At 73.6% G+C, this 18,410-nt stretch carries 15 protein-coding genes and 1 pseudogene; 9 read left to right on the top strand and 7 right to left on the bottom strand.

Annotated elements, in window-relative coordinates:
• Window positions 1–31: 31 nt before the first annotated feature.
• The 4 genes from ABKA17_RS18130 to ABKA17_RS18115 all read right to left on the bottom strand — a co-directional run bounded on the left by ABKA17_RS18130 (window position 32) and on the right by ABKA17_RS18115 (window position 3,189).
• Entirely contained in the window at window positions 32–508 is a 477-nt protein-coding gene (locus ABKA17_RS18130) for a nitroreductase/quinone reductase family protein (protein ID WP_353693114.1), read from the bottom strand.
• On the bottom strand, window positions 508–993 hold the full coding sequence (locus ABKA17_RS18125; RefSeq protein WP_353693113.1) for a CoA-binding protein: 486 nt from the start codon (window positions 991–993) through the stop codon (window positions 508–510). Before ABKA17_RS18125 ends, ABKA17_RS18130 begins: the two co-directional genes overlap by 1 nt.
• Before the next feature lie 238 nt (window positions 994–1,231).
• Window positions 1,232–1,906 carry a DUF4389 domain-containing protein gene (locus ABKA17_RS18120; RefSeq protein ID WP_353693112.1) on the bottom strand — a complete coding sequence of 225 codons (675 nt, stop codon included), beginning with the start codon at window positions 1,904–1,906 and terminating at the stop codon, window positions 1,232–1,234.
• A 164-nt stretch (window positions 1,907–2,070) separates the two neighbouring features.
• Window positions 2,071–3,189 (bottom strand): ABC transporter ATP-binding protein, encoded by a 1,119-nt coding sequence (locus ABKA17_RS18115; RefSeq protein WP_353693111.1) that lies wholly within the window; start codon window positions 3,187–3,189, stop codon window positions 2,071–2,073.
• A gap of 155 nt (window positions 3,190–3,344) precedes the next feature.
• Here ABKA17_RS18115 and ABKA17_RS18110 point away from each other — a divergent pair, with 155 nt between their 5' ends.
• The 3 genes and pseudogenes from ABKA17_RS18110 (at window position 3,345) to ABKA17_RS18100 (ending at window position 7,447) form a co-directional block, all read left to right on the top strand.
• On the top strand, window positions 3,345–4,055 hold the full coding sequence (locus ABKA17_RS18110) for a hypothetical protein (protein ID WP_353693110.1): 711 nt from the start codon (window positions 3,345–3,347) through the stop codon (window positions 4,053–4,055).
• A gap of 2 nt (window positions 4,056–4,057) precedes the next feature.
• Window positions 4,058–6,205, top strand: a pseudogene (locus ABKA17_RS18105) (bifunctional polysaccharide deacetylase/glycosyltransferase family 2 protein); the annotation flags it as partial.
• Window positions 6,206–6,292: 87 nt separating this feature from the next.
• Window positions 6,293–7,447 (top strand): acyltransferase family protein, encoded by a 1,155-nt coding sequence (locus ABKA17_RS18100; RefSeq protein ID WP_353693611.1) that lies wholly within the window; start codon window positions 6,293–6,295, stop codon window positions 7,445–7,447.
• 117 nt (window positions 7,448–7,564) lie between these two features.
• Here ABKA17_RS18100 and ABKA17_RS18095 read toward each other — a convergent pair whose 3' ends face one another.
• Window positions 7,565–8,542, bottom strand: a complete 978-nt coding sequence (locus ABKA17_RS18095) for a GerMN domain-containing protein (protein WP_353693109.1) — start codon at window positions 8,540–8,542, stop codon at window positions 7,565–7,567.
• Between the two features lie 462 nt (window positions 8,543–9,004).
• Here ABKA17_RS18095 and ABKA17_RS18090 point away from each other — a divergent pair, with 462 nt between their 5' ends.
• Window positions 9,005–9,202, top strand: coding sequence for a hypothetical protein (locus ABKA17_RS18090; protein WP_353693108.1), 198 nt, complete (start codon window positions 9,005–9,007; stop codon window positions 9,200–9,202).
• A 148-nt stretch (window positions 9,203–9,350) separates the two neighbouring features.
• Here the strand turns inward: ABKA17_RS18090 and ABKA17_RS18085 are convergent, their stop codons facing one another.
• Both ABKA17_RS18085 and ABKA17_RS18080 read right to left on the bottom strand, forming a co-directional pair.
• Window positions 9,351–9,728: a hypothetical protein gene (locus tag ABKA17_RS18085; protein ID WP_353693107.1), complete on the bottom strand. Its 378-nt coding sequence runs from the start codon at window positions 9,726–9,728 to the stop codon at window positions 9,351–9,353.
• Between the two features lie 133 nt (window positions 9,729–9,861).
• Complete coding sequence (locus ABKA17_RS18080) at window positions 9,862–10,083, bottom strand: hypothetical protein (RefSeq protein WP_353693106.1); 222 nt, start codon at window positions 10,081–10,083, stop codon at window positions 9,862–9,864.
• 298 nt (window positions 10,084–10,381) lie between these two features.
• On the opposite strand from ABKA17_RS18080, the gene ABKA17_RS18075 reads away from it, so the two are divergent.
• The 5 genes from ABKA17_RS18075 to ABKA17_RS18055 all read left to right on the top strand — a co-directional run bounded on the left by ABKA17_RS18075 (window position 10,382) and on the right by ABKA17_RS18055 (window position 18,401).
• The gene (locus tag ABKA17_RS18075; protein WP_353693610.1) at window positions 10,382–11,158 is read left to right on the top strand and encodes an HAD family hydrolase; all 777 of its coding nucleotides are present in this window, start codon (window positions 10,382–10,384) and stop codon (window positions 11,156–11,158) included.
• The gene (locus ABKA17_RS18070) at window positions 11,155–13,524 is read left to right on the top strand and encodes a glycoside hydrolase family 65 protein (protein ID WP_353693105.1); all 2,370 of its coding nucleotides are present in this window, start codon (window positions 11,155–11,157) and stop codon (window positions 13,522–13,524) included. The genes ABKA17_RS18075 and ABKA17_RS18070 overlap by 4 nt, the downstream gene beginning before the upstream one ends.
• Window positions 13,525–13,659: 135 nt before the next feature.
• Window positions 13,660–13,941, top strand: a complete 282-nt coding sequence (locus tag ABKA17_RS18065) for an SHOCT domain-containing protein (RefSeq protein ID WP_353693104.1) — start codon at window positions 13,660–13,662, stop codon at window positions 13,939–13,941.
• A gap of 63 nt (window positions 13,942–14,004) precedes the next feature.
• Complete coding sequence (locus ABKA17_RS18060) at window positions 14,005–14,994, top strand: Acg family FMN-binding oxidoreductase (protein ID WP_502994307.1); 990 nt, start codon at window positions 14,005–14,007, stop codon at window positions 14,992–14,994.
• A gap of 707 nt (window positions 14,995–15,701) precedes the next feature.
• Entirely contained in the window at window positions 15,702–18,401 is a 2,700-nt protein-coding gene (locus ABKA17_RS18055; RefSeq protein ID WP_353693102.1) for a bifunctional acetate--CoA ligase family protein/GNAT family N-acetyltransferase, read from the top strand.
• The last annotated feature ends 9 nt before the right edge of the window (window positions 18,402–18,410 follow it).

Here is an 18,410-nt window from a genome sequence, read left to right as displayed (position 1 = left end):
CGGCGGCCGTACGGTCGCGCCGCGCACGGCCTCACCCGTGTGTGACGCGGAAGACCGGGAACCGGTCCGCGACCCGCGCGAACTCCTCGACCGGGGCCAGCCGGTCCACCGGGACATGGGCCCGGGCACCCGGCGCCCGCCGGAGGTAGGCCTTCAGCACCGGCGCACGGTCGGCGGGGTCCACCTCGACGAGCCGGACCTCCGTACGGCGTCCGCGCCGCAGCGTCACCCGGCCGCCGGCCGCACGGACGTTGCGCACCCAGTTCGCCTTCTCGCCCAGCATCGCCACGAGGTAGCGCTCGCCCTCGTGCTCCGCGACGACGAGCGGGAAGGAGACGTAACGGCCGGTACGCCGCCCCGGCACCTCCAGCGTCACGCAGTACCGCGGGGCGAGCCCGACGGCGTACTGGGCCGCCGCGAGCCGGTTCAGAGCGCGTGCCACCCGGTTGGGGCGGCCGCCGCCGTACATCCACCGGTCGAGCCGGTGCAGTCCGCCGGACCCGGCCATCAGGGCACCTCCACCCGCCTGGGCAGCCGGCCCGCCGGGGTGAGCGCCATCCGCATGATCCGGTGACCGGTGTCGGCGGTCGGCCCGAACATCAGTGGGCAGCCACCCTCGATCACGGTGATCCCGTGCTCCCGGCCGTACGCCGCGGCCTGCTCCGAGACGCTGCCGGTGCCGTACAGCCGGTGCATCCACACAAGGCGGATGCCGAGGTCGGCACATTCGCGGAGGGTCCCCTCGGCGGCCTCCGGCCGGGTGCCGATCACGACCGCCTCGACCCCACCGGGAACGGACTTAAGGTCGGGCCGGCACCGGTCGCCCTCCACCTCCTCGGCGTTCGGGTTGACGGCGAACACCTCGTAGCCGCGCTCCCGCAGCCACCGGTAGACCGCGTTGGCGGCGTGCGTCTGCGGCGCGCGGGACACTCCGGTGACCGCGATGCGCTTCTTGGCCAGGAACTCTGCGGCGGCCTCTTTGACGGTGACCACGGTTGCCTCCCTCATTCGGGACGGAGTCCTCCACCGTCTCCCAGCCAACCCCGCGACACCCCGCCACGGCCAGGGACGGTCAGGTCCCGGATACGGGACCCTCGGCCCCTCGGGAGTCGAGCCATCCCTCGGGGCCCGGCTCGCTTCCCCTCGCTGTGGCCCCTGCGGCCTGTCGTGCGGTACACCGAGTCGCTGTCGGAGCGGCCGGCAGCCGCGTCACGCAGATGCGCCGGCCCGGCTACGGCGTCAGCCGGTCCTGCGGTGCGTCACCCGGCTCCGTGCCGCCCATGTCGAGGCGGAACGGCGGATAGGCGTCGGTCATCAGGGCGGCGTAGGCGGCGACCCGGAGGACCCAGCGGTTGAGGCCGAGGATCAGGTCGAACAGGCTCCGGGGGTACTTCTCGGTGAAGGCCAGGGTCACGGCGGCGATCAGCGCCAGCACGGCGACGAGTCCGCCGTCCCACCAGCCGAGGTGCCAGCCGCCGAGGAAGAAGCCGACGACGAGGTAGTGCGGGATGGCCAGCAACCACCACTTCACCAGCACCAGACGCCGGGAGAGCCGCATCGGGTAGGCGATGTCCAGCCGGGCCGGGTAGTCGGCCTCCTCACGGAGGCTGAACGGCGGGTAGCGGTCGGTGCCCAGGGCGCCGTACGAGTAGTAGGCGACCCGCCAGCTCCAGCGCAGCACGCCCAGGTTGAAGTCGAACAGGCCGCGGGGGTAGCGCTCGGTGAACAGGATCGAGAAGAACGCGATCACGCTCACCACGGTGAAGGCGATCCAGAGGAAGAACAGCACCACGTAGTGCGGGATCACCAGGATCCACTTCACCAGCCACAACCAGCGCGACAGCGGCGCGTCCAGTACCGCGTTGACCCGGACCGGTCGGTCCGGCAGGGACGTCAGGGTTGTCACGACGATCAACTCCTTCGGGCCGCAACGCTCCCCGTGGGGCAGGGCGCCGCACACCGGGGGCAGGGCCCGCTACCAGCGTGACCGCCCCACCGCCCACGGTACGAGGGCCGACCGGGGGCACCCGGCAGGCCAAGGGTCCCGGGTGCCCGAGGAGCGCCGGGCCCTCACTCCGCCGGTGCGGTGTCGGGCAGGCGCAAGCCCGTCGCGGCCGAGAAGCAGTGCACGGCGTCCGGACGCACGGCGACCCGCAGCGCGTCGCCCTTGCCGTGCGTGGGCCGGCCCGGCAGCCGGACCACGACCGGGACGAGGTCCTGGCCGAGCTTGGCGGTGGTGTGGAGGTAGGCGACGGAGCCGGTGTCCTCCACGGCGTCCACCACGAGGTCCAGGCCGGGAGTCTCCAGGTCCTCGGGTGAGAGGGCCTCGAACCGCTCGGGCCGGACGCCGAGCGTGAGCTCCGTCGCGCCCCCGGTGCCGGCGGCCCGCAGCGTGTCGTGGGGCAGCGCAAGGGTCAGGGAGCCGAGTCGGACACCGTCGGCGGTGATCGGCAGCCGGAAGAGGTTCATCGCCGGTGAGCCGATGAAGCCGGCCACGAAGGTGTTGGCCGGGTGCGCGAACACCTCCTTCGGCGTGCCCACCTGCTGGAGCAGCCCGTCCTTCATCACGGCCAGCCGGTCGCCCATGGTCATGGCCTCGACCTGGTCGTGGGTGACGTAGACGGTGGTGGTACCCAGACGGCGCTGGAGCACGGCGATCTGGGTGCGGGTCTGGACGCGCAGTTTGGCGTCCAGGTTGGACAGCGGCTCGTCCATCAGGAACACCTGCGGCTCACGGACGATCGCCCGGCCCATCGCGACCCGCTGACGCTGCCCGCCCGAAAGGGACTTGGGCTTGCGGTCCAGATAGTCCTGGAGGTCGAGGATGGCCGCGGCCTCCCGGACCCGCTCCCGCATCCGGTCCTTGGGCATGCGCGCCATCTTGAGGGCGAAGCCCATGTTCGCGGCCGTCGTCATATGCGGGTAGAGCGCGTAGTTCTGGAACACCATCGCGATGTCCCGGTCCTTGGGCGGGAGATGGGTGACCTCCTGGTCACCGATACGGATCGATCCCCTGTCGACCTCCTCCAGCCCGGCGAGCATCCGCAGGCTGGTCGACTTGCCGCAGCCGGAGGGCCCCACCAGCACCATGAACTCGCCGTCGGCGATGGCCAGATCGAGATCGCACACGGCCGGATGAGCCATGCCCGGGAAGCACCGGGTCGCCTTGTCGAAGGTGACGGACGCCATGATCTTCCCCTCCCTGAAGCGTTTCCGCCCCCAGGCTGGAGCCGTCGGCGGTTCCCGCGACAGGACCCGGAGGACCCGTCCTGCGTGCCGGTCGGCCCCTTGGGGCCGCGATGCCGGTCCCCGAGGCTGGAGACGGTGGGCGGGAGGGGGGAACCATGCTGTCGTTCCGTGTCAGGCCGCCCAAGCCGAAGCGCACGCGCACCGGGACCATGCGGTTGATCAGTGCGGTGGCCGCGCGCCGGGCGGCGGCGGAGGACGACTCCGCCCCTGTCTTCGTCGACCCCAGCGGGCGCCGGAGCCGTCGCGTCCGGCGTCTCACGTACGCCTTCGGCGCGCTGTGCGCCGGATACACCCTGGTGCTGGCCCTGAGTTTCTGGGGCGCGACACCGTTCGCCCCGAGAAGCGTGCTGCCCGTGCCGGGCCTGCCGTCCGGGGAGCCGGGATCCGTGGAGGACGGGACACCGGACAACCCGCCGGCCACGCCCGTGCCCTCCGCCGTCCCGTCCGTCTCCCCGTCGGACATCCCGGTGCCCTCGCTCACGCCCACGGACTCCGGTGCGCCCCCGGCCCCGACGACGAGCCAGAACCCGTCGACCCTGACGGGCACCGGCACCCCGTCCGGCACCGGCACGCCCACCGATTCCGGTACGCCGACGGACACCCCGACACCCACCGGCACCGGCACACCCACCGATTCGGGCGGCACGGGAACGCCCACGCCGACCGAGTCGCCGGAGGGGACGCAGAACACGAGCCCGGCTCAGACGTCGGAGCCCGCCCCGGAGACCTCCGTGGACGACCCGACCGGGTCCTCCTCACCCGGTCCGGGTGAGACCGCCCCCGCCGACCCCACCGCAGGACTCTGACCATGCCCGGGCGACCGCCGAGAAGGGGCACCGGGCGACAGGCCGCCGGCCCCGCCGGCACCGTCCGCGCCCGGCGCACCGCCGCCCGGCCCCGGGTGGTCCTGCTGCTCCTCGTCCTGGCCGTGCTGTCGGGCGTACTGCTCCTGCACGGCTATGTGCACGGGGAGTTCGCCGAGGACCACCGCGTCCACCCGCCGGTGTCGGCGAGCCACGTGCCCGAGGACGTGCTGCGGGGCGGGCCGGTGATCGAGGCCATCGGCTCCGGCCGGCGCAGCCACACCCTCCCGGACCGCACCGTCGCGCTGACCTTCGACGACGGCCCGGACCCGGACTGGACCCCGAAGGTGCTCGACGTGCTCGAACACCACGCAGTCAAGGGCACCTTCTTCGTCACCGGTGCGGCGACCGCCCGCGAACCAGGCCTGATACGGCGCATGGTGGCCGCCGGACACGAAGTCGGCCTGCACACCTTCACCCACGCCGACCTCGGATACGCGTCGCAGGCCAAGACGGACCGTGAACTGGCCCAGAGCCAGCTGGCGTTGGCGGGCGCGGCGGGCATCCACAGCTCACTCGTGCGCCCGCCCTACTCGGCGCACGCCGCCGACCTGGACGACCGGTCGTGGGCGGTGGTGAAGCGTCTGGGGGAGAAGGGCTACCTCACCGCGTTCGTCGACGTCGACACCGAGGACTGGCGCCGCCCGGGCGCGTCCGCCATCGCTTCCCGCGTGACCGAGGCGCTCACCGGGCAGGGCGCGGTGGTGCTGCTCCACGACTCTGGCGGCGACCGCTCGCAGACCGTCCGCGCCCTCGATCTCGTCATCCCCGAGCTCCGCGACCGCGGCTACCGGTTCACCACCGTCACCGGCGCGCTCGGCGGCACCGACGCCCACCGGCCGGTCAGCGGGGCGGACTTGTGGAGCGGACGGGTCTTCGTGGCCGCCGTGGTCGTCGGCGACCGGCTGGTGCCCGTCCTCGCCTGGACACTGGCGGCGGTCGGCGCCCTGACGCTCGCCCGGTTCGCGGCCATGGTGGCCCTCGCCCACCGGCACGCGCGGCGGCGCCGGGAGCCCGGCTTCCGCTGGGGGGCGGAGGTCACCGAGCCCGTCAGCGTGGTGATCCCCGCCTACAACGAGCGTGCCTGCATCTCCCGGACCGTGCTGTCCGTGGCCGCGAGCACCCACCCGGTGGACATCATCGTGGTGGACGACGGCTCCACCAACGGCACGGCCGCGACCGTCGCGTCCCTCTCCCTGCCGCACGTCACCGTCGTACGGCAGCCCAACCGGGGCAAGCCCGCCGCGCTCAACACCGGTCTGGCGTACGCCTCCCACCCGCTCGTCGTCATGCTGGACGGGGACACCGTCTTCGAACCCGGCACCGTGCACCACCTCGTGCAGCCGTTCGCCGACCCGCGCGTCGGCGCGGTCTCGGGCAACACCAAGGTCGGCAACCGCGGTCGGCTGCTGGGCACCTGGCAACACCTCGAGTACGTCATGGGCCTCAACCTCGACCGGCGCATGTACGACGAGCTGGGCTGCATTCCCACCGTGCCGGGGGCCGTCGGCGCCTACCGACGTCGTGCCCTGAGGCACGTCGGCGGCCTGAGCGGCGACACCCTCGCCGAGGACACCGACCTCACCATGGCCCTGCACCGGGGCGGCTGGCGGGTGGTCTACGAGGAGCACGCCCGCGGCTGGACCGAGGCGCCCGCGACCGTCGGCCAGCTGTGGCGGCAGCGCTACCGGTGGAGCTACGGCACGCTCCAGGCGATGTGGAAGCACCGCCACGCCGTCGTCGAACGGGGGCACGCGGGGCACTTCGGGCGGTACGGGCTCGCGCTGGTGGTGCTGTTCACCGTCCTCCTGCCGCTGCTGGCCCCGCTCATCGACCTGTTCCTGCTGTACGGGCTGCTCTTCCAGGACCCCGCCCGCACCGCCCTCGCCTGGGGCGCGCTGATCGGCGTGCAACTCCTGTGCGCCGCCTACGCGTTGCGGCTCGACGGCGAGAAGCTGCGCACGCTGTGGGCGCTGCCGTTCCAGCAGCTCTTCTACCGTCAGTTCCTCTACACGGTCCTGTTGCAGTCCGTCACCACGGCGCTCACCGGGGCCCGGCTGCGCTGGCACAAGCTGCGGCGCACGGGCCGGGTGACGTCCGTGCCGTCGGTGACCGTGGTGCCGCGGCAGGTTCCGGACGAAGCGACGCTGCGCCTCGGACGGCCCGCGCCGATCGTTGCCATGCCCCCGGCCGAACGGCCCGCGCCTCCCGTCGTACCGCCCGTCCGCCGTGCCCGAGGCCGCAATCTCTACCTGGACTTCCTGCGTGCCGTCGCCCTGGTGCGCGTGGTCACTTACCACACCTTCAACTGGGCCTGGCTCACCCTCGCCTTCCCCGCCCTGGGCGTCATGTTCGCCCTGGCCGGTTCCCTGATGGCCCGTTCGCTCGACCGGGGCGACCGCACCGGACGCGCGGTGATCCGGGCCCGGATGCGCCGGCTGCTGCCGCCGGTGTGGCTGTTCGGCCTCGTCATGGTCGCCGCGATGGTGTGGCGAGGGTGGCGCCCCGGCGCCGACTGGGCCCGGATGGTGTTCTGGATCGTGCCGGTGGACGAGCCGCCCCTCGCCGACACCGACTGGGCCCGGCAGATCGCCGCACCCCTGTGGTACATCCGGGCCTACGTCCTGTTCGTGATCCTCTCGCCGGCGCTGCTGCGGGTGTTCCGCAAGGCGCCGTGGACCTCGACGGCGGCCTTCCTGGCCCTGGCGGCCCTGGCACAGAGCGGAGGGGTGCCCCTGCCCACCCGCGTCGAAGCCCCGGTCACCGACCTGGTCACGTTCGGGGCCTGCTGGCTGCTCGGCTTCGCCCATCACGACGGCCTGGTACGCCGGCTGCCGGTGGGCCGGGCCGTGGCGGTCGCGGCCGGCGTGATGGCCGTGGGCGGCTGGTTCGCCCTGACCCATCCCACCGAGGAGGGGTACGACCTCGGATCCATCCCGCTCGGCCAGGCGCTGTGGTCCTTCGGCTTCGTCCTCGCGCTGCTGCGGTTCGGTCCGAGCCGTGGTGACTGGGTGACCCGGGTCCGGCCGGTCCACTCCGCCGTGGTCCTGCTCAACGCCCGCGCCGTGACGATGTACCTCTGGCACGAGGTGGCGCTGGTGGCCGGAGTCCTCCTCATCGACCTGATGTGGCGGGTGCCCGCGCTGGAGCGGCTCCTGCCGCTCGACTCGGCGGGTCTGCTCTACGCCCTGGCCTGGCCGCTGCTCGGTGTGGCCGTGCTGCTGACCGGCTGGTCGGAGGACCGGGCGGCCGAGCGCCCGGTACGGCTGTGGCCGCGGCCGGACCTGCCGAGGCCGACCGGCTCCGGCCGCACCGTCGTACGAGGTGAGCCCTGATCCCGCCCGCCTGTGGTGCTGGACTTGTCCGCCGTGAGGGACTCGCCCCTCGGCCCGGACATGGACGACCCCCGGCGCGGGCCCCGCGCCGGGGTTCTCGCGTGTCGCGGACCGGTGTCAGCGGTTCACGGTCAGCGGCACGGTGTCGACGGTCACGGGTCGGCCGTCCTCGGGCGACACGTAGTACGCCGTGAGCAGGCCCGGCCCGGAGCGGACGGCCTTGTAGGGGAAGGTGACGTCGAAGGTGCCGCGCTGGCCCGTGCCCGACGTCGCCCGCACCTGGACGTCGGCGGCCGTGCGGCCGGTGACGTCGGTGACCTTCAGCCGGAACTCGGCCTCGAAGGTGTCGGCGGTACCCCACACGCGCAACCGGCTGCGGACGGTGTCGCCGAGCATCGGGGACTCGACGAGGACCGCGGGGGTCAGGTCCTCGAAGTCGGCCCGGCCGACCGGCCCGTTCAGGACGACGCCCTCGCCGCCCAGGTGCTTCACGGGCGCGCCCTCGATCTCGAAGGAGACCTTGTGCACGCTCGGGAAGCGGGTGACGGTGAACACGACCTGAGCCAGGCGGGCCCGCATGGACAGGCTGCCGCCGCCGTCGTCGTAGCGGTCGGACAGGTCGACCGTCGCGATGTGGTCGCGGATGACGACGGAGCGCAGCGCGGTGCCGGACGGGATGGCCGTGGTGCGGGCGCTGCGGCCCTCGGTGCGGCTGGGGCCGGCCAGCAGGGCACGCAGCGCCGAGGCGGCGGTCGCGGGTGTAGCGACGGTACGCGGGGCGGCCGAGACCTTCTCGCCGTGCAGGAAGTAGACGGCCGTACGGATCTTCTTGGCCGCTGTGTCGCCGGACCCGTCGGCCGGGGTCGGGGTGGTCGTCTCCGGGGTCGGGGCCGCTGTCGTGGGCGCGGACGGGGTGGGTTCACTCGAAGCGCCGCCGGACGTCCCCGAACTCTCCGCGGGGGACTGGGGCGGCTCGGTGCCCTGCGAGGTAGCTGAACCGCTGCCGCACGCTGCGACCGTCAGCAGGGAAAGCGTCAGCGCCGCCGTCAGCACGGTGGGGTGGATGCGGCGGGCGGGCGATGGAGCGCTGGACATGGCATCCTCCTCCGACACTTCCAGCGAAGCGCTTCGCGGCCTCGTTCCCCAGTGCCGGACGGGCACCGTCGCGGGTCTAACGGCCGTTGCGCCAGGGAGAACTCGTACCTCAGTACGGCATCGGTCGCCCGGACGGAGTGCGCAGGTCCGGCGGTGCCGGCCGTCGTGGGGTTGTGGGGCGCCTGGTCGCGTGGATCCGCTTCATGATCGTCACCTCCGGAACCTTCCGGGACGGGGGTGCCTCTGCGATCGGCACCGTGTGTGACTGAAGCCTTCTCCTGGTGGCGGCGCCGCGCCATGAGGCGACCGACCCTCGTCGTATGGGCCGACCGGCCCCGGAGAGTCCGGTGCGAGGGGCCTGTCGCGGGCCCGGGTCCGGGCCGGTCGGCTCACGCCGGGTGCCGTGGATCGCTGTTCGATGTCAGGGACGACAAACCGGCACGTCCGAGGGGAGTGGTGATCATGGGTACGAGTCTGACGCCGGAGTTCTGGGAGCGGTTCGCCGTACTGCTGGTGGCCGCCATGGCCCTGACGGTCGCGCTGGCCGCCGCCGCGGACGAGCTGTATCTGCGCATGGCACGCCGCTGCGGGCGCGGGCGGGTCCCGCAGGCACCGCCCCGGGCGGTCGGCACGCACCGGCGCGCCGCCGTCCACCTGTGAGCCGTCCACCTGCGCACCGCACCCCCCGGGCCCCCGCACAGCGGTAGGACGCCCCCTGCACCGAGTGGCAGGGGGCGTTCCATGTGACCGTCGCCCGTGTCCGGCACCCGTTTCCATGCGGGGACGACCACAGACCGTGCACGACCGTTCAGTACAGCGAAGCCGGCCAGCCTGCCAGGACGGCCGCGATGACACCGATGTCGAGCACCACCCCGAACGACAGCCAGGGGTTGAACCACAGGGCCTTGAGGAACAGCCCCGTGGCCGCGGCCAGGAGCGCCGCGGTGGCCCAGCCCTCTGCCTGTGCCGCCGCCGCCGCGCCCGCCATGACGTAAAGCATGGTGGTGACGGAGGCCAGGCTGACCGCGAGCGTGCCGGGAATACGGGGACCGGACACCCCGGCCGCGGCGAGCGCCCAGGAGTGCCGTGGGTCGAAGGGCTCGTCCAGCTTGGCCCGGGCCAGCCAGACCGGCAGATGGACGAAGCCGTGGACGAAGAGGAAGACCGAGACGAGTGCGGTGGTCATGGCGGTGTGCCTCCGGTTGGTCGCCGTCCGGGACAGGGCCGAGGCCGGACTCCGGTCGAGCGTCGGCCGCGCCCGGACGGCGGGTGGACGCCGGGGCGCGTGCACCCGCAGGCGCACCCCCGGCAAGAGGCCGTTACGGCCGGTGGTGGTCGCGGGGGTAGTCGCCGATGTAGTGGCGCTCCTCGATGACCGTCCCCTTTTCACCGGGGCGCTGGACCATGCCGACGGTGGACATGAAGGTGATGAGACCGATGATGCCGACGATCATGAGGACGAAGCCGACGACGAAGGAGCTGTAGCCGAACACCAGGCATGCGCCCACGACGGCCGCACCGATCAGGATGAGAGGAACCATGACTGCCCTCCCCGGGGAGTCTGCTCACCACGCCGGAACCGGTCGTGACCGTGGCCCGGCCGGACTTGGAGGGCCGGGCGACCGGACGGGATGAGCCCCGTCCCGTGCGGGCCCCGGTTTCAGCGTCCGGCGCGGCGGCCCGCCGCCCCAGGGGCCGAACGTCCCGGCCCGGGGACCAACCGCCTCTGCGGAGTACGTGCGGGTGGTGCGACCGTGGAGAAGGACACTGGTGGCGTCGCGCGGCGGCGCCGTCCGACGGAAGGCGGTGGAGACGATGGTGCTGCCCCCGGTCGTGGGTATGGACGGCCCCGAACGCACCCCGGAGCCCGCCCGCGACTCGCTCGCCTCAGCCCTGCGGGACATCCGTGCCGTCGTCTTCGACACCGACGGCGTCATCACCGACTCGGCCCGCGTCCATGCCGCCGCGTGGAAGACGGCCTTCGACGCCCACCTCAGGGCCCACCCGCCCGCGGACCCGGCCCTGCGCCGCCCCTTCGACGTACAGGACGACTACCTGCGCCTCGTGGACGGCAAGGCCCGTCTCGACGGCGCCGCCGCCTTCCTGGCCTCCCGCGGCCTCGACACCTCCGACCGGACCGTGCGAGCCGTCGCGGAGGAGAAGGAGCGCCTCTTCACCGAGAGGCTGCGCACCCATGGTGTCGACGCGTATCCGGGGACGGTACGGCTGGTGCTGGCCCTGCGCCGCGCCGGAGTGGGATGCGCGGCGGCGTCCGCGTCCCGGCATGCCGGGGAACTGCTCTTCCGGGCCGGGGTGCTCGACCTCTTCGACCTCCTCGTGGACGGCGGCGAGGCCGCCCGGCTGGGCCTCGGGGGCAAACCGGAACCCGACCTGTTCCTGGAGGCGGTCCGGCGACTCGACGTCCCCGCCGGCGAGGCGGCCGTCGTCGAGGACGCCCTCGCGGGTGTCGAGGCCGGCCGGCGCGGCGGGTTCGCCCTGGTGATCGGCGTGGACCGGGCCGCCGGACCGGACACCGGGGCGCGGCTGCTGCGGCACGGCGCCGACCTCGTCGTACGGGATCTCGCGGAACTGGTCGTGGAAGGAGCACCGCGGTGACGGGCTGGAGCTGGGAGTACGAGGGGTACACGCCCGCCGACGAGCGGCTGCGGGAGTCGCTGTGCACCCTGGGCAACGGCTACCTCGCCACGCGCGGGGCGCTGCCCGAGTGCGCCACCGACGAGGTGCACTACCCGGGCACCTATGTGGCCGGCTGCTACAACCGGCTCACCTCGGAGGTGGCCGGGCGGCAGGTCGAGAACGAGGACATGGTCAACGTCCCCAACTGGCTCCCCCTGCGCTACCGGCTGCCCGGCGGCCCCTGGCTCGCCCCTGACACCGCGACCGTCCTCGACCACCGGCAGCGACTGCACCTGTCCGCGGGGCTGTTGGAGCGCCGGACACACTACGACCTGGGCGAGGGGCGCGAACTGATCCTGCGTCAGGAGCGACTTGTGCACATGGCCGATCCCCATCTGGCCGCGCTGCGCACCGAGTTCACGGCCGTGGGATTCTCCGGCTCGCTGGAGGTCGAGGCGGCCCTCGACGGCGGGGTAACCAACGCGGGCGTCCCGCGCTACCGGGACCTCGACGGCCGCCACCTCACCCATGTGCACACCGGCACCGCCGCCCCGGACACCGTGTGGCTGCGCTGCCGCACCCGCACCTCGGACATCCGCGTCGGCATGGCGGCCCGCCTGACCGCCGACGCGCCCGTCACCGACCACCACGAACTCCCGTACGCCGTCCAGCGGGTCACCCTCGACCTGGCGCCCGGCCGCACCGTGACCGTCGACAAGACGGTCGCCCTGCACACCTCTCGCGACCCGGCGATCAGCGACCCGCTGTACGCCGCGATCGACCGGGTCGGCCGCGCGCCCGGCTTCGACGAGCTGGTGGAATCGCATCTGACGGCCTGGGACCAGCTGTGGCGGCGCGCCGACCTGGAGGTGGCCGGGGAGGCGGGCCGGATCCTGCGCCTGCACCTCTTCCACGTCCTGCAGACCCTCTCCCCGCACACCGCCGACCTCGACGTCGGGGTACCCGCGCGGGGCCTGCACGGCGAGGCGTACCGCGGCCATGTCTTCTGGGACGAGCTGTTCGTCCTGCCCTACCTCGACCTGCACTTCCCCGAGGTCTCCCGGGCCCTGCTGCGCTACCGCCACCGGCGCCTGGAACAGGCCCGCACCGCCGCCCGGTCGGTGGGCCGCAGGGGCGCGATGTACCCCTGGCAGAGCGGCAGCGACGGCCGTGAGGAGACCCAGCAGCTGCATCTCAACCCGCGCTCGGGACGCTGGCTGCCCGACCACTCCCATCTCCAGCACCACGTCGGCTCGGCGATCGCCTACAACGTGTGGCAATACTGCGAGGCGAGCGGCGACACCGAGTTCCGGGACACCAAGGGCGCCGAGATGCTGCTTGAGATCGCCCGCTTCTGGGCCGACTCCGCCGTCTGGGACGAGACTCTGCGCCGGCACCGCATCAAGGGCGTGGTCGGCCCCGACGAGTACCACGAGGCCTACCCCGACGCGAGCGAACCCGGCCTCGACGACAACGCGTACACCAACGTCACCGCCTGCTGGGTGCTCTCCCGCACCCTGGAACTGCTCGACACCCTCCCCGCGCCACGCCGCCGTGAACTCGTCGAGCGCACCGGACTGGACGGCGGCGAACTCGAACTGTGGGAGGACGTCTCCCGCAGTCTGCACGTCCCCTTCCACGAGGGTGTCATCAGCCAGTTCGAGGGCTACGGCGACCTCGCCGAACTCGACTGGGACGGCTACCGCGCACGCTACGGCGACATCCGGCGCCTGGACCGGATCCTGGAGGCCGAGGGCGACACCGTCAACCGCTACCAGGCCTCCAAACAGGCCGACGTCCTGATGCTCGGCTATCTCTTCGCGCCCGCCGAACTCCGTTCCCTGTTCGGCCGGTTGGGCTACCGGCTCGACGAGGACACCTGGCACCGCACCGTCGACCACTACCTGCACCGCACCAGCCACGGCTCCACCCTCAGCGGCCTCGTGCACGGCTGGGTGCTGGCCCGGGCCCGGCGCGCGGAGGCCTGGAAGTTCTGCCAGGAGGCACTCCAGGGCGACATCGCCGACCTCCAGGGCGGCACCACCGGCGAGGGCATCCACCTCGGCGCCATGGCCGGCACCCTCGACCTGGTCCAGCGCGGCCTCACCGGACTGGAGACCCGGGGCGGCGCCCTGTGGCTCGACCCGGTGCCGCTGCCCGAGCTGTCCTCTTACGGCTTCACCCTGCGCTACCAGGGCCACTGGGGCGTCGGGCTGCGCCTGGAACGCGGCCGACTGGAGATCACGGTGCCGTCCTCCGACGCCTCACCGATCGACGTACGGCTGCCGGACCGGACGGTGAGCCTGAAGCCGGGGGAGACGGGCCGGCTGCTACTGCCGGACTGACCCGCGGCAGGGGGAGGGGGCCCGCGGGCATCGAGGCCGATCGGTCCCCGGACAGGGACCTGGTGGCCCATCCTCGCCGTGCCGGCGCGGACCGAAGCTGGTCCTTGAGAGGTCCGAGGACCGGAGGTGCTCGCCATGTACTGGAACCGCCATGACATGAACGGCTGGGACTGGTTCGCGATGTCGGTCGGCACGGTCCTGCTGTGGACCCTCCTGATCGCGGTCGCGGTGCTCGTGTTCCGCGCGCTGACCCGTGTGCCGGACCCGTCTTACCCCGACGCCTCCCGCTCCCGTGCCACCGCGGTCCCCGAGCGACTGCTCGCCGAACGCTTCGCCCGCGGGGAGATCGACGAGGAGGAGTACCGCCGCCGGCTGGCCGTGCTGCGGGCGGAGGACGCGGGCCTCGGCACACCCTGACCGCGGCCGGACGGCCGTGCCACCACCCGCCCCCGGCCCCCGACGAGGGAGGTGCGCCCCATGATGACGGTGCGACCCCACGAACCCACGCACGCCACGGCCCTGATCGCCGCCGCCACGGCGGCGCCCTCGCTGCACAACTCCCAACCGTGGAGGTTCCGTTACCGCGGCGCCGACCGCTCCGTCGAACTGCGGGCAGACCTGGACCGGGCGATGCCGCGCACCGACCCCGACGGGCGAGCGCTCCATCTGGGCTGCGGGGCGGCGCTGTTCAACCTCCGTGTCGCGGGCGCCCACTTCGGTGAGCGCGCCGACACGCGTCTGCTTCCCGACCCGGCGGAGCCCGTGCTGCTCGCCACGGTGCGTCTCACGGACACCGACGCACCCGACCACGACCTGGCCCGGCTCTTCCCAGCCGTCGCCCGTCGGCACACCAGCCGGCACCCCTTCGAGCAGCGATCGATTCCCGTCGCGATCGAGACCGAGCTGCGCGAGGCGGCCGAACTGGAGGGCGCCCGGCTGCTGTTCCCCGACCCGTGGCACGTGGAATCACTGCTCGACCATGTCCGGGACGTGGAAGGACGCGATCTGCTCGACGCCGACCGGCTCGAGGACGTTCGCCGGTGGACCCGCATCGGGCGTGAGGAGTCGGAGGCGGCCGTCGACGGCATCCTGGACACGGCCTTCGGGCCCCGCAAGCAGGGCGGCCGGGCCCCGGTCCGGGACTTCGCCGGCCGCCGGGCCGTGCCGGGCCGTCCCGCCGCGGTCTTCGAGAACGCCCCGCGCCTCGCCCTGCTGGGCACGGCCGCCGACCACCCCGCCGACTGGCTGCGCGCCGGCCAGGCCATGGAACGCGTCCTGCTGCTGGCCACCCACCACGGCCTGGCCACCTCCCTCACCTCCCACGCGCTGGAACACAAGGACCTGCGCGAACTGGCCCGCGACCCGGGCTCGACCATGGGATTCGTCCAGATGGTCCTCCGCCTCGGCTACGGCCCCACCGGCGCCACGACACCGCGCCGCCCGCTGGAACAGGTCCTGGAGATCGTGTGAGCACCACCTGCCCGCGCCGCCCCGCCATGGGGCGCTGCGGTGCAGGGGCCTGGGCACCGGCACCCGGCTCGCCACTCGGCGTGTGGCCCGAGGGCCGGCGCCCGGGGTCCGGCGTCCGGGGCCTGAGGCTTGAGGTCCAAGGTGCGGAAGCCTGCGACCCCGGCCGCCTGTGGCCCGGGGGCCGGGGGCCTGAGAGTTGCGGGCTGAGGCGCGGGACCCGAGGTCCAAGGCACGAGGCCTGCGACCCGGGGCACGAGGTCCGGGGCACGGGCCGGAGGCCCCGGCCTGTGCGGGCAAGTCCCGCGCCGTCCGGCCCGACGCCGCAGCCCCGGATCACCGGTCGCCGCTCCCGGGCCTCCTAGCCGGCCGCGGACCTCTGGCTTTCCGGCCCCCTGACCCGGCTGGTCAGTCCCAAGGCTGCCTCTCGGCCCAGGTTTCCCGAACCTGGCAGGCCCGCCGAGCCCCCTGCCCAGCCACAGCCCTCGGCCCGAGGGATCCGCCCTCCGGCGCCGAGCGCTGGCACCCGGGACCTCCGGCCCGCCCCCTCGGCCCCGGGACCCGCCCGCACGACATCGCGCTCGCCCACCCGCCCGGCGGTCCCGGGTATCGGGGCCGACCGGCCCCCTTGCTCCGCCCGGACAGCCCATGGGACCGGCGCCCGTTCCGCTGGACGCTCTAAGTGACGAGACGACCTGAGGAGAACCGCAATGACGGACGACGCGCTGAGCCGACCCACCGTCCACGCCCTGCTCGCGGACGGCACCACCGTGTGCATCCGTCCCGTACGACGGTCGGACCACGATCAGGTGCAGGGGCTGTACGAGGAGATGTCGCCGGAGAACCTGCGGCTGCGGTTCTTCGCCGCCAGCCGCCGCTCCGCAGAGATGGCCGCCGACCGCGCCTGTGCCCCGGAACACTCCGGATACCTCGCCCTGCTGGCCGAGACGGAGGGGAGGCTCGTCGGACTGGCGGAGTACGACACGGGCGGACCCGGCCCCGCCACCGAGGCCGAGATCTCCATCGCCGTCGCCGACGGGCTGCATCACCGGGGCGTGGGCACCCTGCTGGTCGAGCACCTGGTCTCCGCGGCCCGCGCCGGGGGCGTCACCACCTTCACCGCCGACGCGCTCAGCGAGAACCACGAGGTGCTGCGCCTCTTCGCCGACCTGGGCCTGCGCACCACCCGGAGCTTCGAAGGCCCCGAGGTGCGCTGCGCCATCGCCCTCGACGAGGACGATGCCTACCTCACCGCTGTCGAGGAGCGCGGCCGCGCCGCCGACGTCGCCAGCCTGCGCCCCCTGCTGCGCCCGAGGTCGGTCGCCGTCGTCGGCGCCGGACGCAAGGCGGGCTCGGTGGGCCGGGCGATCCTGCACCAGCTGAAGAGCGGCGGCTACACGGGCCGTCTGTTCGCCGTGAACCCCGCCGCACACTCGATCCTCGGCGTCCCCTGCCACGCCTCCCTCAGCGCCCTGCCGCTCACCCCCGACCTCGCCGTCCTCGCCGTACCCGCCGCCGCGATCCCACCGGCCGCCGAGGAGTGCGGCAAGGCGGGCGTGCGGGCCCTCCTCGTCGTGACCGCCGGGCTGGACGCCGACCAGGCCCAGGCCCTGCTGGCGGCATGCCGTGAACACGGCATGCGCATGGTCGGCCCCAACTGCCTCGGCATCTCCCACACCGACCCGGACGTGAGCCTCGACGCCACCTTCGCCGCCGGTCACCCCCGCCCCGGCAGCGCGGGCGTCGCCGTGCAGTCCGGCGGGGTCGGCATCGCCCTGCTGGACGGCATGTCCCGGCTCGGCATCGGCGTCTCCTCCTTCGCCTCCCTCGGCGACAAGTACGACGTCAGCGGCAACGACATGCTCCAGTGGTGGGAGAGCGACGGCCGCACCGACCTCGCCCTGTTGCACCTGGAGTCCTTCGGCAGTCCGCGCGCCTTCTCCCGTACCGCCCGCCGCGTCACCCGCCGCCTGCCGGTGCTCACCGTCGACGCGGGCCGCACCGAGGCCGGCCGCCGCGCCGCCGCCTCGCACACCGCGGCCGCCGCCACCCGGACCATGACCCGCGGCGCCCTGTTCACCCAGGCCGGCATCACCGCCACCCGCTCGGTCGGCGAACTCCTCGAAACGGCCGCCCTGCTGCACTCCCAGCCGCTGCCCGCCGGACCTCGGGTCCTGATCGTCACCAACGCGGGCGGCGCCGGTGTCCTCGCCGCCGACGCCTGCGCCGAGGCCGGGCTGGCACTCCCGGCGCCCACCCCCGAACTCGTCGACGACCTGCTTGCCGTCCTCCCGGACGGCGCCGCCGTCGGCAACCCCGTCGACGCCACCGCGGCCGTCTCGGAGGGGCAGCTCATGGACGGTGTGGACCGGATCATGCGGTACGGCGGGATCGACGCCGTCCTCGTGGCCCTGGTCCCCACCGCGGTCGCCGCGGCGACCGGCGACGACCTGGTCCGCGCCCTCACCGGTGCCCCCGGACGCCGGGCCAAGCCCGTCGCCGTGGTACGGCTCGAACAGGCCCTGCCCGTCGAGCTGTTGCCCGCGTCCGACGGCGGCACAGTCCCGTCGTACGCCGAACCCCAGGCGGCCGCCCGGGCGTTGGCCCACGCCGCCCACCGCGCGGCCTGGCTCGCCCGGCCGGCCGGGACGGTCCCCGCGCTCGACGAGGTGGAGACGGACCGCGCCCGCACCGTCGTGGACACCTACCTCGACACGCACCCGGACGGCGGCTGGCTCGACCCGCGCACCTGCGCCGAACTCCTTGGTTGCTACGGCATCCCGCAACCGCGGTGGGCATGGGCCGAGACCGAGGACGACGCCGTGCGGGGCGCCGAACGGCTGCGCGGCGCGGACGGGCGCGTCGTCATGAAGGGCCACTGGACGGGCCTGGTGCACAAGAGCGCCGAGCACGCCGTCCATCTCGACCTGCGCGGTGACTCCCAGGTGCGGGCAGCCTTCCGGGACCTGGAGACCCGGTTCGCAGGCCTGTTGGAGGGCGTCGTGATCCAGCCGCTCGCCGACCGGGGCACCGAACTGTTCGCCGGCGTCGTCCAGGACCAGGTCTTCGGACCGCTGGTGCTGTTCGGACTCGGCGGCACCGCGACCGAGGTCCTCGCCGACCACGCCGCCCGGCTCGCCCCGCTCACCGACCACGACGTGCACGACCTGATCACGGCCCCGCGCTGCGCCCCGCTGCTGTTCGGGGCGAACGGGGCCAGGCCCGTCGACCTCGAAGGCCTCGAACAGCTGCTGCTGCGGCTGTCCCGTATGGCGAGCGACCTGCCGCAGCTCGCCGAAGCCGACCTCAACCCCGTACTCGCGACACCGGGCTCGGTCAGCGCACTCGACGTGCGCGTGCGCCTGCTGCCGCGTCGGCCCCACGACCCGTACCTGCGCCGTCTCCGCTGAGGAGGGACA

Source organism: Streptomyces sp. RG80, from assembly GCF_040446465.1.
In the GTDB taxonomy this organism is placed as follows: domain Bacteria; phylum Actinomycetota; class Actinomycetes; order Streptomycetales; family Streptomycetaceae; genus Streptomyces.
Note: the sequence above shows the minus strand (reverse complement) of the source record. Positions and strands in the feature narration are given on the sequence as shown.

Bases quoted from the DNA above. Each gene is read 5' to 3' on its own strand.
- ABKA17_RS18085 (WP_353693107.1), bottom strand. From the start codon at position 9,728: ATGACCACCGCACTCGTCTCGGTCTTCCTCTTCGTCCACGGCTTCGTC.
- ABKA17_RS18075 (WP_353693610.1), top strand. From the start codon at position 10,382: ATGGACGGCCCCGAACGCACCCCGGAGCCCGCCCGCGACTCGCTCGCC.
- ABKA17_RS18095 (WP_353693109.1), bottom strand. From the start codon at position 8,542: ATGTCCAGCGCTCCATCGCCCGCCCGCCGCATCCACCCCACCGTGCTG.
- ABKA17_RS18100 (WP_353693611.1), top strand. From the start codon at position 6,293: ATGCCCCCGGCCGAACGGCCCGCGCCTCCCGTCGTACCGCCCGTCCGC.
- ABKA17_RS18110 (WP_353693110.1), top strand. From the start codon at position 3,345: ATGCTGTCGTTCCGTGTCAGGCCGCCCAAGCCGAAGCGCACGCGCACC.
- ABKA17_RS18055 (WP_353693102.1), top strand. From the start codon at position 15,702: ATGACGGACGACGCGCTGAGCCGACCCACCGTCCACGCCCTGCTCGCG.
- ABKA17_RS18080 (WP_353693106.1), bottom strand. From the start codon at position 10,083: ATGGTTCCTCTCATCCTGATCGGTGCGGCCGTCGTGGGCGCATGCCTG.
- ABKA17_RS18130 (WP_353693114.1), bottom strand. From the start codon at position 508: ATGGCCGGGTCCGGCGGACTGCACCGGCTCGACCGGTGGATGTACGGC.
- ABKA17_RS18060 (WP_502994307.1), top strand. From the start codon at position 14,005: ATGACGGTGCGACCCCACGAACCCACGCACGCCACGGCCCTGATCGCC.
- ABKA17_RS18065 (WP_353693104.1), top strand. From the start codon at position 13,660: ATGTACTGGAACCGCCATGACATGAACGGCTGGGACTGGTTCGCGATG.
- ABKA17_RS18090 (WP_353693108.1), top strand. From the start codon at position 9,005: ATGGGTACGAGTCTGACGCCGGAGTTCTGGGAGCGGTTCGCCGTACTG.
- ABKA17_RS18115 (WP_353693111.1), bottom strand. From the start codon at position 3,189: ATGGCGTCCGTCACCTTCGACAAGGCGACCCGGTGCTTCCCGGGCATG.